The 15,707-nt window shown below is 75.4% G+C and carries 14 protein-coding genes and 1 pseudogene; 8 read left to right on the forward strand and 7 right to left on the reverse strand.

Going from position 1 to position 15,707, the window contains the following annotated elements:
- Positions 1–60: 60 nt before the first annotated feature.
- The 8 genes and pseudogenes from OOK34_RS20820 to lgt all read left to right on the forward strand — a co-directional run bounded on the left by OOK34_RS20820 (position 61) and on the right by lgt (position 6,503).
- Positions 61–312 (forward strand): HGxxPAAW family protein, encoded by a 252-nt coding sequence (locus OOK34_RS20820; protein WP_267035368.1) that lies wholly within the window; start codon positions 61–63, stop codon positions 310–312.
- 67 nt (positions 313–379) lie between these two features.
- Positions 380–877, forward strand: a complete 498-nt coding sequence (locus tag OOK34_RS20825; RefSeq protein ID WP_267035369.1) for a DUF2752 domain-containing protein — start codon at positions 380–382, stop codon at positions 875–877.
- 182 nt (positions 878–1,059) lie between these two features.
- Positions 1,060–1,869 (forward strand): indole-3-glycerol phosphate synthase TrpC, encoded by an 810-nt coding sequence (gene trpC / locus OOK34_RS20830; RefSeq protein WP_267035370.1) that lies wholly within the window; start codon positions 1,060–1,062, stop codon positions 1,867–1,869.
- Between the two features lie 8 nt (positions 1,870–1,877).
- Entirely contained in the window at positions 1,878–2,087 is a 210-nt protein-coding gene (gene trpM / locus OOK34_RS20835; RefSeq protein ID WP_267035371.1) for a tryptophan biosynthesis modulator TrpM, read from the forward strand.
- Between the two features lie 208 nt (positions 2,088–2,295).
- Complete coding sequence (gene trpB / locus OOK34_RS20840; RefSeq protein ID WP_267035372.1) at positions 2,296–3,549, forward strand: tryptophan synthase subunit beta; 1,254 nt, start codon at positions 2,296–2,298, stop codon at positions 3,547–3,549.
- Positions 3,546–4,361: a tryptophan synthase subunit alpha gene (gene trpA, locus OOK34_RS20845; protein ID WP_267035373.1), complete on the forward strand. Its 816-nt coding sequence runs from the start codon at positions 3,546–3,548 to the stop codon at positions 4,359–4,361. The genes trpB and trpA overlap by 4 nt, the downstream gene beginning before the upstream one ends.
- Positions 4,362–4,456: 95 nt before the next feature.
- Positions 4,457–5,236, forward strand: a pseudogene (locus OOK34_RS20850) (thioredoxin domain-containing protein); the annotation flags it as partial.
- A 304-nt stretch (positions 5,237–5,540) separates the two neighbouring features.
- Positions 5,541–6,503 (forward strand): prolipoprotein diacylglyceryl transferase, encoded by a 963-nt coding sequence (lgt, locus tag OOK34_RS20855; RefSeq protein WP_267035374.1) that lies wholly within the window; start codon positions 5,541–5,543, stop codon positions 6,501–6,503.
- 553 nt (positions 6,504–7,056) lie between these two features.
- On the opposite strand, the gene OOK34_RS20860 is transcribed toward lgt, so the two are convergent.
- The 7 genes from OOK34_RS20860 to OOK34_RS20890 all read right to left on the reverse strand — a co-directional run bounded on the left by OOK34_RS20860 (position 7,057) and on the right by OOK34_RS20890 (position 15,473).
- The gene (locus tag OOK34_RS20860) at positions 7,057–7,869 is read right to left on the reverse strand and encodes a CoA ester lyase (protein ID WP_267035375.1); all 813 of its coding nucleotides are present in this window, start codon (positions 7,867–7,869) and stop codon (positions 7,057–7,059) included.
- Complete coding sequence (locus OOK34_RS20865; RefSeq protein ID WP_267035376.1) at positions 7,866–9,104, reverse strand: CaiB/BaiF CoA-transferase family protein; 1,239 nt, start codon at positions 9,102–9,104, stop codon at positions 7,866–7,868. Before OOK34_RS20865 ends, OOK34_RS20860 begins: the two co-directional genes overlap by 4 nt.
- Entirely contained in the window at positions 9,101–10,018 is a 918-nt protein-coding gene (gene rbsK, locus OOK34_RS20870; protein ID WP_267035377.1) for a ribokinase, read from the reverse strand. Before rbsK ends, OOK34_RS20865 begins: the two co-directional genes overlap by 4 nt.
- A complete protein-coding gene (locus OOK34_RS20875) occupies positions 10,015–11,595 on the reverse strand; it encodes an ADP-ribosylglycohydrolase family protein (RefSeq protein ID WP_267035378.1) in 1,581 nt (526 codons plus the stop codon). The genes rbsK and OOK34_RS20875 overlap by 4 nt, the downstream gene beginning before the upstream one ends.
- The gene (locus OOK34_RS20880; protein ID WP_267035379.1) at positions 11,592–12,737 is read right to left on the reverse strand and encodes an ADP-ribosylglycohydrolase family protein; all 1,146 of its coding nucleotides are present in this window, start codon (positions 12,735–12,737) and stop codon (positions 11,592–11,594) included. Before OOK34_RS20880 ends, OOK34_RS20875 begins: the two co-directional genes overlap by 4 nt.
- Positions 12,738–12,744: 7 nt before the next feature.
- Positions 12,745–14,097, reverse strand: coding sequence for an ADP-ribosylglycohydrolase family protein (locus OOK34_RS20885; RefSeq protein WP_267035380.1), 1,353 nt, complete (start codon positions 14,095–14,097; stop codon positions 12,745–12,747).
- 389 nt (positions 14,098–14,486) lie between these two features.
- On the reverse strand, positions 14,487–15,473 hold the full coding sequence (locus tag OOK34_RS20890) for an ADP-ribosylglycohydrolase family protein (protein ID WP_267035381.1): 987 nt from the start codon (positions 15,471–15,473) through the stop codon (positions 14,487–14,489).
- Positions 15,474–15,707: the final 234 nt, after the last annotated feature.

Genomic DNA, 15,707 nt, shown 5'->3' on the forward strand with positions numbered 1-15,707 from the left:
CGGGACAATGACAGAGAGCGTGCGACACAGCACGTGTGACAGAGCAACGAGGAGCAACTCATGGCGGGCACGAGCCACGGACACACCCCGGCCGCCTGGACCGGTGTCGTCATCGCCTTCATCGGTTTCTGCGTCTCCGGCGCCTTCATGGTGCTGGCGAACCCGCTCGGGTTCTGGGCCGGCTTCGTCGTCGTCGCGCTCGGCGGTGTCGTCGGCATGGCGATGCGCGCCGCGGGCATGGGCGCGCCGAAGGCCACCCACCGCGACCTCGCCGAGGTCATCGCCGCCAACCGGGTTCCCGCCAAGGTCTGAGCGCGACAGCGCGGGTCCGCCGGCCCGCACTCCGAAAGGCGCGGCCCGTCGGGCTGCGCCTTTTGTCATGACCGGAGAGAATCAGCGGGTGGACGCCCCTCGCACCAGCACCCCGCCCGCCGTGCCCCGGCAGCCCCTGCCGCCCGCCCCGGCGCCCGTACGGGCCTCCCGGGCCCGGCGCCTGGCCGCCCCGGCGCTCACCCTGGCCGGGGCCGTGGCGGCCTTCGCGTACCTGGGCGCCGTGGACCCGAACGAACCGGGGCACTACCCGGTCTGCCCGCTCTTCCGGCTGACCGGGGTGCTGTGCCCCGGCTGCGGCGGGCTGCGCAGCGCGCACGCCTTCGCCACCGGGGACCTGACGGCCGCCCTGGGTGCCAATGCCGTGGCGGTGGCGGGGTACCTGGTCTTCGCCGCTTTCATGGCGCTGTGGCTGCTGCGCGCCTTCCGCGGCGCCCCGGCCCCCCGGATCGTCCTGAGACCGGTCTACTGGTGGGGCATCGGGGCCCTGGTCCTGGCCTTCTCGATTGTCCGGAACCTCCCGTTCGGATCCGTATTGGCCCCCTGACCCCTTGCGGGGGCCCGGCGCGGAACTACGGGAAGCCCATATTCCGACGTCCAGTCCATGGGAAACCAAGAAGTCCGTGCGGAGGCCGTGGCGACCTGCGGATACCATTTGAGTGCTGACCTTGCAGTGGTACGTGTCTGCAAGGCGGCCGACCGTCATCAACCCGGAAGGGGGCCGCTCGCGTGAGTGTGCTCGACGAGATCATCGAAGGGGTCCGCGAAGACCTTGCCGAACGGCAGGCCCGCGTGAGCCTCGACGAGCTCAAGGAGCGTGCCGCCAAGGCGCCCCAGGCCAAGGACGGTGTCGCCGCCCTGCGTGGCGACGGCGTCAAGGTGATCTGTGAGGTCAAGCGCTCCAGCCCCTCCAAGGGCGCGCTGGCCGCGATCGCGGATCCGGCCGGGCTCGCCGCCGACTACGAGGCCGGCGGGGCCGCGGTCATCTCCGTCCTGACCGAGCAGCGCCGTTTCGGCGGCTCGCTGGCCGACCTGGAGGCCGTCCGCGCCCGCGTGGACATCCCGATCCTGCGCAAGGACTTCATCGTCACGGCGTACCAGCTGTGGGAGGCCCGCGCCTACGGCGCCGACCTCGTCCTGCTGATCGTCGCGGCCCTGGACCAGGAGGCCCTCGTCTCCCTCATCGAGCGGGCCGAGTCCATCGGCCTCACCCCGCTCGTCGAGGTCCACGACGAGGAGGAGATCGAGCGCGCCGTCGAGGCCGGTGCCAAGATCATCGGCGTCAACGCGCGCAACCTGAAGGACCTCAAGGTCGACCGCTCCACCTTCGAGCGGATCGTCGGCGAGATCCCGGCCCACATCGTGAAGGTCGCCGAGTCCGGCATCCGCGGACCGCACGACCTGATCGCCTACGCCAACGAGGGCGCCGACGCCGTCCTCGTCGGAGAGTCCCTGGTCACCGGCCGCGACCCGAAGGCGGCCGTGGCCGACCTCGTCGCCGCCGGGGCCCACCCCGCCCTGCGCCACGGCCGGAGCTGACCACTCCCATGCCTCCCGTCCGCTCCTCCGTCCGCACCCGCCCGGGCCACGGCCCGGCCGGCGTGCCGACGGCGCACGCGCCGCTGGCGCGCGGCTGCCGCCCACGCGGCTGCCGCGCCCCGGCCCGCCGGGTGCGCGGCAGGCGGGTGCGCTACGTGATCGGCTCCGAGCCCGGACAGGTCAACGGCATGCGATGGCGCGGCGGATCCGCGCTCTGACGACGGCCTCCCCGGCCCGGTACCCCTGAGGTACCGGGTGCGGGCGGTCGCGTACGGCCCCGCCCCCTCGTGGGCGCGGGCCGGCCCGTCCCGTACGGCACCCGTCCCCGCAGCGCGGGGTGCGCGGGCCGCGGACCGGCGGAGCAATACGGTGCATCCAGCCCCCGCCGAGCGAAACCTCGCATTCCGTACCCGTAGGAGTAGTGGCATGTCCACCAGCTCGTTCTTCATCCCGGACCCGGAGGGTCACGTCCCCAACGCCGAGGGTTACTTCGGTGACTTCGGCGGCAAGTTCATCCCGGAGGCCCTCGTCGCAGCCGTGGACGAGGTCGCCGTCGAGTACGAGAAGGCCAAGGGAGACCCCGCCTTCGCCGCCGAGCTCAACGACCTCATGGTCAACTACACCGGCCGGCCCAGCGCCCTGACCGAGGTGCACCGGTTCGCCGAGCACGCGGGCGGCGCCCGGATCTTCCTCAAGCGCGAGGACCTCAACCACACCGGCTCGCACAAGATCAACAACGTGCTGGGCCAGGCGCTGCTCACCAAGCGCATGGGCAAGACCCGCGTCATCGCCGAGACCGGCGCCGGCCAGCACGGCGTGGCCACCGCCACCGCCTGCGCCCTCTTCGGCCTCGACTGCACCATCTACATGGGCGAGATCGACACCCAGCGCCAGGCCCTCAACGTGGCCCGCATGCGCATGCTCGGCGCCGAGGTCATCGCCGTGAAGTCCGGCTCCCGGACCCTCAAGGACGCCATCAACGAGGCGTTCCGCGACTGGGTCGCCAACGTGGACCAGACCCACTACCTCTTCGGCACCGTCGCCGGCCCGCACCCCTTCCCGGCCATGGTCCGCGACTTCCACCGCGTCATCGGCGTCGAGGCCCGCCGCCAGATCCTGGAGCGCGCCGGCCGGCTGCCCGACGCCGTGGCCGCCTGCGTCGGCGGCGGCTCCAACGCCATCGGCCTCTTCCACGCCTTCATCCCGGACGCCGACGTCCGCCTGGTCGGCTTCGAGCCCGCCGGGCACGGCGTGGAGACCGGCGAGCACGCCGCCACCCTCACCGCGGGCGAGCCCGGCATCCTGCACGGCTCCCGCAGCTACGTCCTCCAGGACGAGGAGGGCCAGATCACCGAGCCCTACTCCATCTCCGCCGGTCTGGACTACCCGGGCATCGGCCCCGAGCACTCCTACCTCAAGGACACCGGCCGCGGCGAGTACCGCGCCATCACCGACGACGCCGCCATGCAGGCCCTGCGCCTGCTCTCCCGCACCGAGGGCATCATCCCGGCCATCGAGTCGGCACACGCCCTCGCGGGCGCCCTCGACCTGGGCAAGGAACTGGGCAAGGACGGCCTGATCGTGGTCAACCTGTCCGGCCGCGGCGACAAGGACATGGACACGGCGGCCCGCTACTTCGGGCTGTACGACGGAGAAGGCACCGAGGGGGAGTCGAAGTGAGCACCGGAAACCTTCAGCTGCTGGGCGACACCCTCGCCAAGGCCAAGTCCGAGGACCGCGCCGCCCTCGTCGCCTACCTCCCGGCCGGCTTCCCGACCGTCGACGGCGGCATCGAAGCGGTCAAGGCCGTCATCGCGGGCGGCGCCGACGTCGTCGAGATCGGCCTGCCGCACAGCGACCCGGTCCTGGACGGCGCCGTCATCCAGACCGCCGACGACATCGCCCTGCGCGGCGGCGTGAAGATCGCCGACGTGCTGCGCACCGTCCGCGAGGCCTTCGAGGCCACCGGGGTCCCGATCCTGGTCATGACGTACTGGAACCCCATCGACCGCTACGGCGTCGAGCGGTTCACCGCCGAGCTGGCGGCGGCCGGCGGCGCGGGCTGCATCCTGCCCGACCTGCCGGTCCAGGAGTCCGCGCTGTGGCGCGAGCACGCGGCCAAGCACGGTCTGGCGACCGTCTTCGTCGTGGCCCCCAGCAGCCGGGACGAACGCCTGGCGACCATCACCGCCGCCGGTTCCGGTTTCGTCTACGCGGCCTCCCTCATGGGCGTCACCGGCACCCGCGAGTCCGTCGGCGACGAGGCCCAGGAGCTGGTGCGCCGCACCCGCACCACGACCGAGCTGCCCGTCTGCGTGGGCCTGGGCGTCTCCAACGCCGTACAGGCCAAGCAGGTCGCCGGCTTCGCCGACGGTGTGATCGTCGGCTCGGCCTTCGTGAAGCTGCTGCTGGACGCGCCGGACCTGCCCGCCGGGCTGGACGCCGTGCGCGCGTTGGCGGGCGAGCTTGCGGAAGGCGTACGCAGGTCCTGACCCCGAGCGGGCCCAGGACGGGGTTCTGTAGCCCGATCGGGTGGAAACGGCAGCGGGGAGGCACGCGAGTGCCTCCCCGCTTCGTTTGGCCGAACGTGAGCGAGAAGAACGACGGTGCGAACCGCGATGCGACGAAACGATCGGCCCGGGAGCGACTCCAGCAGGAGCGCGAGCGGCAGAAGACCCGGGACAAGCGCCGGCGGACCTTCGTGGTGGCCGGCGCGGTCGTCGGCGTGCTCGGCCTGGCCGCCGTCGTCGGCGTGATCGCGGCCAACGCCGGCAAGGGCGACAAGTCCGCCGAGGCGGGCCCGGTGGCCGCGCCGTCCGGAGCCACCGGCAAGGACGCCCTCGCCATCCAGACGGGCAAGAACGAGGCCAAGTCCACCCTCACGGTGTGGGAGGACTTCCGCTGCCCCGCCTGCAAGGCCTTCGAGGACAACTACCGCACCACGATCCACGACCTGGAGGCCAAGGGGCTGCTCAAGGTCGAGTACCACCTGGTGGCCCTGATCGACGGGAACATGGGCGGCACCGGCTCCCTGAAGGGGGCGAATGCGGCCGCCTGCGCCCAGGACGCCGGGAAGTTCCCCGCGTACCACGACGTCCTCTTCCAGAACCAGCCGCAGGAGACCGACGACGCCTACGGCAAGAACGCCAAGCTGCTGGAACTGGCCGGCAAGGTGGAGGGGCTCGACACCCCGGCCTTCCGCTCCTGCGTGGAGGACGGCACCCACAACAGCTGGGTGGGCAAGTCCCACGAGGCCTTCCGCGCCGGGAAGTTCCGGGGCACCCCGACCGTGCTCCTCGACGGCAAGGACATCTTCTCCGACCAGGCGAACCCGCTGACCCCGCAGAAGCTGAAGGAGAAGGTCGAGGGCACCTCCGGCGCCGGGGCCTCCGGTACGGGCAAGGCCTCCCCGTCCGCCTCCGCCTCCCCGTCCGCCTCCGCCCCGGCGGGCGGCGGGACGAGGGCGGGGACCAGGACCGCCCCCTCGGCCGGTTCCGGTTCCGCTTCGGGTTCCGCTTCGGGGACCGTCTCGGGGACCGGCGCGGGCTCCCGGTCCGGCTCGGGAGTCGCCTCGGGAGGCTGAGCGGCGGCCGCGCCGTGTGTGGTTTTGGTTTCAGCTTGCCGGGCGGGTTGCGGTCCGTACCGCCCGGCAGGGTAGCGTCAGGTCTGCCATGACCCTTGCTTACATCCCCAGTCCGTCGACCGGCGTGATCCATCTCGGACCGATCCCGCTCCGCGGCTACGCGTTCTGCATCATCATCGGCGTCTTCGTCGCCGTCTGGCTCGGCAACAAGCGGTGGATCGCGCGCGGCGGAAAGCCGGGCACGGTCGCGGACATCGCCGTGTGGGCCGTGCCCTTCGGCCTCGTCGGCGGTCGCCTCTACCACGTGATCACCGACTACCAGCTCTACTTCGGCGAGGGCCGCAACTGGGTCGACGCCTTCAAGATCTGGGAGGGCGGCCTCGGCATCTGGGGCGCGATCGCGCTGGGCGCGGTGGGCGCCTGGATCGGCTGCCGCCTGCGCGGGATCCCGCTGCCGGCCTGGGCCGACGCCCTGGCCCCCGGCATCGCCATCGCCCAGGCCTGCGGCCGCTGGGGCAACTGGTTCAACCAGGAGCTGTACGGGCGGGCCACCGACCTGCCCTGGGCGGTGAAGATCAGCGAAGGCCCCAACCGGGTCGCCGGGACCTACCACCCGACCTTCCTGTACGAGTCCCTGTGGTGCCTCGGCGTCGCCGCCCTGGTCATCTGGGCCGACCGGCGCTTCAAGCTCGGGCACGGGCGGGCCTTCGCCGTGTACGTGGCCGCGTACTGCGCCGGGCGCGTCTGGACCGAGTACCTGCGGGTCGACGAGGCGCACCACATCATGGGCATGCGGCTGAACGTGTGGACCGCGATCCTGTGCTTCGTGCTCGCGGTGGTCTACTTCGTGCTCTCGGCGAAGCTGCGGCCGGGGCGCGAGGAGGTCGTGGAGCCGGTTGCCTCCGGCGGTTCCGGTGAGGGCGGCGCGGACGCCAAGGCCGTGCCGGCGGGTGCGGAAGCGAAGGCCGACGCCGAGCCCGTCGAGGGTGCCGAGGGTGCCGAGGCGAAGCCGACCAGCCTGACGAAGGCCGCTGAGGCCGACAAGAGCTGAACGAGTCGTACCGGAGGGGGCGCCGCGCGTACTGCGGCGCCCCCTCCGGCGTACCCGGCCTGTGCCCCGGGGGCGCCGCTGCGCGGGGCCTGCCCCTCCCCGCCCTTCCACGGTTCCCCGGGGCTCCGCCCCGGACCCCGTACGGGCGCTGCGCGCCCGTCGCCTCAATCGCCGGCGGGGCTGGATTTTCCAGCCCCGCCGGCGTTTGAGGCGCGGGTCCGGGCAGCGCCCGGGGAACCATGGGCCCGGGCTGGGGTCCGACCGTCGTCTGCGGGTGGTGGGCCGCTGCGCGGGGCTGGGTCCCCTACCCGCCCTTCCACTCGGGTCCGACGGCCGGAGGCCGGCGCAGCGGCGCGAAGCCGGGGAGGCCGGCCACGGCCGAGCCGCGCGAGCGGCGCGTCAAGAAGGGGAGGCCGGCCACGGCCGAGCCGCGCGAGCGGCGCGTCAAGAAGGGGAGGCCGGCCACGGCCGAGCCGCGCGAGCGGCGCGTCAAGAAGGGGAGGCCGGCCACGGCCGAGCCGCGCGAGCGGCGCGTCAGAGGGTGTGCGGCGCGTCAAGAAGGTGTGCGGCGGGACAGGGTCAGGGTGCGGTGGGCGGCCGCCACCACCGCCGGGTCGACGAAGCGGCCGTCGGGCAGGGCCAGGGCCCCCGGGGTGGCGCGGGCGGCGGTGACGATCTCCTCGGCGGCGGTGACCTCCTCGGGCCCGGGGAGGTAGGCCCGCTCGATCACGGGGAGCTGGCGGGGGTGGATCGCCGCCCGGCCGAGGAACCCCAGCGAGCGTCCGCGCGCGCAGGAGACGGCCAGCGCCTCCAGGTCCCGGATGTCCGGGAACACCGACTGGGCCGGGGGCACCAGTCCCGCGGCCCGGGCCGCCACGACGACCCTGGAACGCGGCCAGTCGAGCCCGGCCTCCGCGCTGACGCCGAGGTCGGCACGCAGATCCGCCTCTCCGAGGGTCACCCCTTGCAGGGAGGGGTGGGCGCGGGCGATCTCGTACGCCCTCTCCACGCCCAGCGCGGACTCCAGCAGGGCGTACAGGGCCACCCCTCCGGTGCGGTCCGCGACCCGGGTGATCTGTTCCGGCGCGTCGATCTTGGGCAGCCGCAGCCCGGCGAGCCCGTGCAGCCGGGCCAGAGCCGTCAGGTCGGCGCCCGCCCAGGGGGAGCCGAGGGCGTTGACGCGGACGTGGACGGGGACCGGGGGCCGCTCGGTGAGCAGCTCGGCGGTGGCCGCGCGGGCGTACTCCTTGCGCGAGGCCGACACCGAGTCCTCCAGGTCGACGATGACGGCGTCGGCCCCGCAGAGCAGCGCCTTCGCTACCACCTCCGGGCGGTCCCCGGGCGCGTACAGCCAGGTCAGGATCACAGGGCTCCCTCCGTGCGGAGAGCGGCGATCTCGGCCCCGGTCAGGCCGAGCTCGGTCAGGACGGCTTCCGTGTCCGCGCCGTGCGGACGGCCCGCCCAGCGGATCCCGCCGGGGGTCTCGGACAGCCGGAAGAGGACGTTCTGCATCCGGAGCGGGCCGAGTTCGGGGTCCTCGACCTCGGTGACCGTGTCGAGGGCCGCGAACTGCGGATCGGCCATCACGTCCCGGACGTCGTAGACCCGCGCGACGGCGGCCTCGGCCTCCTCGAAGGCGGCGACCACCTCGTCGGCCTTGTGCCGGCCGATCCAGCCGCCGACCGCCTCGTCGAGCACGACCGCGTGCGCGGCCCGCCCGGAGCCGGTCGCGAACCAGGGCTCGGCGATCAGCTCGGGCCGGCCGACCAGCCGCATCACGCGCTCCGCGATGGACTGGGCCGAGGTGGACACCGCCAGCCAGCGGCCGTCCGCACTGCGGTAGGTGTTGCGGGGGGCGTTGTTGGTGGAGCGGTTGCCCGTGCGGGGCTGGACGTAGCCGAGCTGGTCGTACCAGAGCGGGTGCGGGCCGAGGACCGTGAGGATCGGCTCGATGATCGCCAGGTCCACGACCTGCCCGCGCCCGGTGCGGTCGCGCCCCGCGAGCGCGGTCATCACCGCGTACGCGGTGGTCAGCGCGGCGATGGAGTCCGCGAGCCCGAAGGGCGGCAGGGTCGGCGGGCCGTCCGGCTCGCCGGTGATCGCGGCGAAACCGCTCATCGCCTCGGCGAGGGTGCCGAAGCCCGGGCGGTGGGCGTACGGGCCCTGCTGGCCGAAGGCCGTGACGCGGGTCAGGATCAGCCGGGGGTTGGCGGCGGACAGCTCGGGCCAGCCCAGCCCCCAGCGCTCCAGGGTGCCGGGGCGGAAGTTCTCCACGACCACGTCGGCGGTGGCGGCCAGCCGCAGCAGGGTGTCCCGGCCGCCGGGCGTGGACAGGTCGAGGGTCATCGTCCGCTTGTTCCGCCCGAGCAGCTTCCACCACAATCCGATCCCGTCCTTGGCGGGCCCGTGCCCCCGGGAGGGGTCGGGCCGCTGCGGGTGCTCGACCTTGACCACCTCGGCCCCGAAGTCCCCGAGCAGGGTGGCGGCCAGCGGTCCGGCGAACAGGGTGGCGAGGTCGAGCACCCGCAGCCCGGCCAGGGGGCCGTTGCCCTGGCCGGGGGTGGGTGTGGTCGGGGGCGTGGGTGTGGGCGTGGTCGTCATGACGCGGCCTCGGGGGCGGCCTGGCCCCGGACGGCCCGGGTGACCTCGGGGCGGGTCGGCATCGAGTCCTGGGCACCGGGCCGCTGGACGGACAGCGCGGCGGCGGCCGAGGCCCAGGCCAGGGCCTCGGGCATGGCCCGGCCCTCCCCGAGGGCCACCGCGAGCGCCCCGACGAAGGTGTCCCCGGCGGCGGTGGTGTCCACGGCCCGGACCCGGAGGGCGGCCACGGTGAGGGGCTCGCGCCCCCGGGCCGCGTACAGGCAGCCCGCCACACCCAGCGTGATCACCACCTCCGGCACCTCGCGCAGCAGCGCCTCGGCGGCCCGGTGCGGATCGGTGAGCCCGGTGAGGGCGGCGGCCTCGTGCTCGTTCGGGACCAGCAGGTCGGTGGCGGCGAGCAGCCCGGCCGGCAGGGGCTGCGCGGGGGCCGGGGTGAGGATCGTACGGACACCCTGCGCGCGGGCGGCGACGGCGCCGGCGAGGACGGCCTCCAGGGGGAGTTCCAGCTGGAGCAGCAGGCAGTCGGCGGCGCCGATCCGCGACGCGTCGCCCGCCTCGAGGCCGGTGACGCGGGCGTTGGCGCCGGGGATGACGATGATGCTGTTGGCACCCTCGTCGTCGACGGTGATGTGTGCGGTGCCGCTGGCGCCCTCGACGGTGCGCAGCGCGGCGGTCTCGACCCCGGCCGAGGCGAGGGCGGCCCGCAGCCGTACGCCGAACTCGTCCGCCCCGACCGCGCCGATCATCACCACCTCCCCGCCGAGGCGTGCGGCGGCCACCGCCTGGTTGGCGCCCTTGCCGCCGGGGACCGTGCGGAACTCCCGTCCGGTGACGGTCTCCCCGAGGCGGGGGGCCTTGGGGACGTAGGCGACGAGGTCCATGTTCGTACTGCCGAGCACGGCGATGGCCGTCATGATCGGGCTGCCTCCTGGGCGGTGAGGTGGGCGAGGGTGTCGAAGCCGACGCCGTCGAAACCGGCGACGGTGGTGGCGAGGCGGTTCTTGAGCGGCGCGGTCCAGCGGTCCGGGAGCCGGTCGGGGGAGCCGGCCAGGATCCCGGCGAGGGAGCCCGCGGTGGCGCCGTTTGAGTCGGTGTCCCAGCCGCCGGAGACCGCCTTGCAGACGGAGTGGGTGAAGTCCCCGTCGGCGTGGGTGAGGGCGGCCGCGATCAGGGCCGTGTTGGGGAGGGCGTGCACCCAGTGGTAGTGGCCGTAGCAGGCGTGCAGCCGGTCCACGACGCGGTCGAAGTCGGACTCCTCGCCGGCGGTGCGGATCCCGGTGCGGACGGCCTCGGCCAGGCGCGAGCCGGGCGGTACGACGGCCAGCCCGGCCCGGAGCGCGCGGTGCACGTCGGCCCGGCCGGTGGCGGCCTCGGCGATGGCGGCGGCGGTGAAGAGGGCGGCGTAGACCCCGTTGGCGGTGTGGGTGAGGGTGGCGTCCCGCCAGGCCTGTTCGGCGGCCGCCGCGGGGTCGCCGGGGTTGGTCCAGCCGTGGACGTCGGCGCGGATCAGGGCGCCGATCCACTCGCGGAAGGGGTTGTGGTGGGTGGCGGTGAGCGGGGGCTCCAGCCCCTGGAGGAGGTTGCGGTAGGCGACGCGCTCGGCGGTGAAGGTGCGGCCGGCGGGCAGCTCGTCGAGCCAGAGGCGGGCGAGGTCCGCGGTGGTGAAGCCCTTGCCGTGCCGCCGGAGCAGGAGCAGACCGAGGAGGGGGTGGTTGAGGTCGTCGTCCTCGGGCGCGCCGTCGATGTTCTCGGCGAGGGAGGTGGGCGCGGAGCGGCGGTTCCACGGGTACGCGGCCAGTACTGCGGCGGGGACGCCGCGTGCGGTGAACCAGTCGGCGAGCGGCCAGTTGCCGGCGGCGCGGGCGAGGGCCCGGATCCCCTCCAGGGGGAGCTTCTCCACGGGCTTGCCGAGCACGCAGCCGACGGCCCGCCCCAGCCACGCGGCCTCCAGCCTGCGGCGCAGCCCCGCATCCACGCCGCCGGGCGGGCCCGGCTCGGCGTGCGGCCCGCCGGGGCTCGCCGCCTGCGGCAGGCCGCTCCGGGGGCGCGCGGCAGGGCCGGGGCCGGGGGACGGCCCGGACGCCGGGGCCACCGGCCCGGCTCCCGGAGGCTGCGGTGCGGGCCGCGGGGCCCCGGGCCCGGCCCCTGGTTGCGCCCGCCCGGGCTCCGGGGCGGCGGGCCAGGTGGCGCGGAGGGCCGGCCAGGCGGTGGGTTCCGTCGCCGCCGAGGGGACGGGGAGGCCCGCGAGGTCGTCCAGCAGGCGGGTGGCGAGGGTGCGCAGGGCGGGCGGGGCCGGGGCGGGGGAGGCCCCGGCCCGGGCGGGGGCCTCCCGGCCGCCCGCCGCGAGCCAGGTGCGCAGCGCCGGCCCGGGGTCCCGGCCGTCCTCCGCGGCCTGGCGCAGCTCGTGGCCGAGCAGGTCCTCGGGCTGTACCCAGGTGAGCCGTACGAGGTCCCGGGCGGCGGCCGGCCCCCCGGCGGGAGCGCCCGTCACCGCGCGGACGCGATGGCGGTGAAGGCGCTCTCGTGCGCGCGCCGGCGGGACCGGTCCCGGGCGAAGACCTCCCGGGCCACGGCGGCCAGCGCCACCGCCGGGGCGTGCAGGTCGAGCCGGCTGGCCTCCGCGACCTGTTTCGCCCAGGCGGCGGGGACCGCGGACTCCCCGCCCAGGGCTCCCGCGATCGCCCCGGCCATGGTGGCGGTGGAGTCGCAGTCGCGGCCGTAGTTGACCGCGCCGAGCACCGAGGTCTCGTACCGCCCGTCCGCGACCAGCAGCATGCCGAGGGCGACCGGGAGTTCCTCGATGGCGTGCAGGCGCGAGGGGCGCCGGGCGCCGAGCGAGGGCGCGCGGTAGTCCGGGCCGACCGAGTCGTACGGGGCCACCGCCTCCCGCAGCGGGGCCAGGGCGGACTCGAACTCCCGGTGCCGCAGGGCGACTTCGCGTACCGCCGCGATGGCCGCGCGGGTGCCGTCCTTGGCCAGGGACAGCGCGGTGTCCACCACCGACGCGGCCGTCGCCCCCGGCGCGCACGCCGCCGCGACGGCCGCCGCGAAGACGCCCGCCGCCTCCCGCCCGTACGAGGACTGGTGCGCGCCCGCGACGTCCAGCGCCTCGGCGTACGCGGCGGCCGGATTGCCAGCGTTGACCAGCCCGACCGGCGCCATGTACATCGCCGCCCCGCAGTTGACGATGTTGCCGGTGCCGGCCTCGCGGGGGTCCGCGTGTGCGTAGTGCAGCCGGGTCACGATCCACTTCTCGGCGAGGAAGATCCGCTGGAGGGGCAGGGCCTCGGCCTCCAGTTCCGGGATCCAGCGGGGGGTGCCCATCAGGTCCGGCACGAGGTGGTCGGCGACCGCGTACGCGTCCAGGTGGTCCCGTACGGTCGCGTAGACCCGTACCAGGGCGTGCGTCATGAGGGTGTCGTCGGTGACGTGGCCGTCGCCCTTGTGGTACGGCGCGATGGGGCGGGCGGTGCGCCAGTCCTCGTACCAGGGGCCGACGATGCCGTGCACGCGGCCGCCGTGCCGTTCGACGATCTGCTGGGGGGACCAGCCCTCCACCGGCCCGCCGAGGGCATCGCCCACGGCGGCTCCGACGAGAGCGCCCGAGAACCGGTCCTCCAGTGTGAGGGTCATGCCCGAATCATCCCTTCGGTGAGGTGAGTTCCGTACGGGTGAGCAGCGCGGCGAGTTCGACGAGGTCGGTTCCGGCCAGCCGGGGCAGGGCACAGCCGGAGAGGGTGCGGCAGGCCTCGCGCCAGGCGGCGGGGAGGGAGTCGCCGCCGCCGAGGGCGCCGGTGAGGGCGCCGGCGAGGGCGGGGGCGGAGTCGGCGACGCGGGAGAGGCAGGCGGCGGCGGGGACGGCCTCGCAGACCTTGCCGCGGGCGGCGGTGGCGAGGGCGAGGGCGACGGGGACGGTCTCGGCGGCGGCGATGCCGTAGCTGTAGACGTGGTCGACGATCTGGTGCTCGAGGAGCGGGACGAGGGCGAAGGCGCCGGCGCCCTCGGTGCCCGCGTCGGCGCGGGCGAGTTTGACGGCGTGCCGGGCGTTGCGGCCGATCTCGGTGGCGGCGGGCAGCTGTTCCAGGGCGGCGTCGACGGCCGCGGTGGTGTCGGCTCCGGCGAGGGCGGAGGCGATGGCGGCGGCCATGGCGCGGGCGCCGTGGACGCCGTCGCCGTCCTGGGTGTAGCGGGCGTCGAACTCGGCGAGGTCCGCGGCCGCGTGGGGGTCGCCGGGGTGCACGACGGCGAGTACGCAGGCGCGGACGCAGGCGGCGTCGTCGAAGTAGTGGGGGTTGTCGTGGCCGGTGGCGGGCGGGCGCAGGCCGGCGGCGAGGTTGCCGAGGCCGGCGCGTACGGAGATGCGGGCGCGGAGCGGGAGGACGGCGGACTCGACCTCGGGCGCGCGGTCCGCGGCCGCGGCGATCTCGGAGGCGAGGGCGTTCCAGGCGAGGTCGATGGCGGCGCGCATGCGGCGGGACCGGGAGAGGTCGCTGAGCAGCGCTCCGGCGGCGGTGAGGACGGACTCGGCGGCGAAGGCGGCCCATTCGGCGTCGTCGGAGGGGCCGAGGCGGAGCGGTTCGGGGGGCTGGTTGAGGGCGATGGGGACGGGGAGGGTGGTGGTGGCGTTCTGCTCGGCGAAGGTGTCGAGCTCGCGGGTGAGGCGGCGGGTCCACTCGGGCATCCGGCTGGCGCGGTGCCGGGCGGCGGGCCAGCCGGCCGCGTCGCCTGCGGCGAGGCCGAGGAGGAGCCCCTCGATCCGCCGGGCCCCTGCGGGGGGCCGGGGGGCGCTCTGCGCGCCCGGCGCGTCGCCCGTCGGGGTGGTACGGGGCCGCGTGCGCGGCCCGTCGCCCGGCCAGGGTCCGGCTGCCGCCGGGGCCGTGGGGGGCTGCGCTCCCGCGGCGCCGGCGCGCGCTGCTGTTGCCGCTGCCGTGGCGGTACGGGGCTGCGTGCGCGGCCCGGCGGGGTCGGTTCCCGCCGGGGGGAGTTCCCCCACCCCGCCCCTTCCCGAAACCGGGGGCGAGCCCCCGGGCCCCCGGCCGGCGGGGCCTGACGGTGCCGTCGGCCCCGGTGCGTGCGCTGCCGCCGGGTCCGGCCGCCCGGGGCCTGACGCGGCTGCGGGCTCCGCTGCCCGGCCGGGGCCGCGGGGTCCCTCGATTCCGGGGCCTGACGGGGCCGCGGGCCTTGGCGTGGGCGGTGCGGGGGCCGGTGCCGGGGGAGGGGCCGGCACGGGGCCGGCGGGGCCGGCCGGCGGGGCCGGGGCCGGTGCGGGCGCGCGGGGGCTGGTCGCCAGGGCCGGGGGCGGGGCCGGGGCCGGGGCGGGTGGGCTGGGGGTGGCTGTTGGGGCGGGGGTGGTGGGGGCGTTTGGGGAGGGGGTCGGTGGGGTCATCGCGGGGGCTCGGTTTCCGGGGTGAGGAGGTCCGCGATGTCCAGGACGTGGTAGCCCCGCATCGAGGGGAGGCAGCTGCCCCGTACCGGCCCGATGGCCGAGGCCCAGTCGGCCGGGATCGCCGCGGCCCCGGAGAGCGCGCCGGCCAGGGCGCCCGCCACCGCGGCGGTGGTGTCGGCGTCCCGGCCCATGTTGACGGCCGTCAGCACCGAGGAGGGGAAGTCGCCCGCGCAGGCCGCGAAGGCCCCGAAGGCCAGGCCCACCGCCTCCGGCGCCAGGTCCGTCCACGGGTAGCCGCCGATCACCACGGCCGACCGTACCGCCCGCTCCCCGCGGGGCGCGGCGGTCACCGCGCGGCGCAGCGAGCGGGCCGTCCAGGAGTCGGACGGGATGACCGACAGGGCCGCCGAGACCACGGAGACGGGGGAGCCGCCGGCCATGGCCGCGGCGACCCCGGCGGCGACGGCCTGGCCGCCGTAGATGCCCTCCCCGTCGTGGCTGACCGTGCCGTCGATGGCGACGAGCCGGGCCGCCTCCGCCGGGCGGCCCGCCGCGAACACCCCGAAGGGGGCCGCCCGCATGGCGAGCCCGTCCGACCAGGCGTGGCGGTGCTGCGCCGAGATGGGGGCCGCCAGGCCCCGCCGCAGGTTCTCCAGGGTGCCGCGCTCGGAGAATCCGGCGCCCCGGAACGGGCCCTCGTCCAGGTCCGCGATCCAGTGGTGCCAGGCCCGTTCGACGTGCGCGACGGTGAGGGCCGAGCCGTGCCGGGCGAGCAGCAGGCCCGAGAAGATGGCGTACTCGGTGTCGTCCGTGCCCGCCGGGTCCTCCGAGACGAAGCCCTCGATCCGGCCCCACTTCGCCCGGATCTCCGACGGTTTCATGTTCTCGGCGGGGGCGCCCAGCGCGTCACCCACCGCGAGGCCGAGAAGGGCGCCCCTGGCCCGTTCGAGGAGGACCTGCGGATTGCATGCAATCAGCTCCATGGCGCGCCTCTCCATTTGGTGGGACTCATGATGAGCCCTTGGGGGATTTGTGCCACGGCATGAGGTTTGTCGCTCGCCGCGAAACGCCCCCCGAACGCCCCCGTCACCCGGTCGCCGACCCGCGAAAGCCCAGGTAAGTACGGCCTTCCTTGCTGGCGGGAGGCAGGAATCGTGCGTACTTTCGAGGTGTTCAGGGGGAGTGTCCCGGGCCGGGCACAGCCGCGCGTCGCTTTC

This window comes from Streptomyces sp. NBC_00091 (assembly GCF_026343185.1).
Lineage (GTDB): Bacteria > Actinomycetota > Actinomycetes > Streptomycetales > Streptomycetaceae > Streptomyces.

Bases quoted from the DNA above. Each gene is read 5' to 3' on its own strand.
- OOK34_RS20820 (WP_267035368.1), top strand. From the start codon at position 61: ATGGCGGGCACGAGCCACGGACACACCCCGGCCGCCTGGACCGGTGTC.
- OOK34_RS20825 (WP_267035369.1), top strand. From the start codon at position 380: ATGACCGGAGAGAATCAGCGGGTGGACGCCCCTCGCACCAGCACCCCG.
- trpM (WP_267035371.1), top strand. From the start codon at position 1,878: ATGCCTCCCGTCCGCTCCTCCGTCCGCACCCGCCCGGGCCACGGCCCG.
- trpB (WP_267035372.1), top strand. From the start codon at position 2,296: ATGTCCACCAGCTCGTTCTTCATCCCGGACCCGGAGGGTCACGTCCCC.
- lgt (WP_267035374.1), top strand. From the start codon at position 5,541: ATGACCCTTGCTTACATCCCCAGTCCGTCGACCGGCGTGATCCATCTC.
- OOK34_RS20865 (WP_267035376.1), bottom strand. From the start codon at position 9,104: ATGACGACCACGCCCACACCCACGCCCCCGACCACACCCACCCCCGGC.
- rbsK (WP_267035377.1), bottom strand. From the start codon at position 10,018: ATGACGGCCATCGCCGTGCTCGGCAGTACGAACATGGACCTCGTCGCC.
- OOK34_RS20880 (WP_267035379.1), bottom strand. From the start codon at position 12,737: ATGACCCTCACACTGGAGGACCGGTTCTCGGGCGCTCTCGTCGGAGCC.
- OOK34_RS20890 (WP_267035381.1), bottom strand. From the start codon at position 15,473: ATGGAGCTGATTGCATGCAATCCGCAGGTCCTCCTCGAACGGGCCAGG.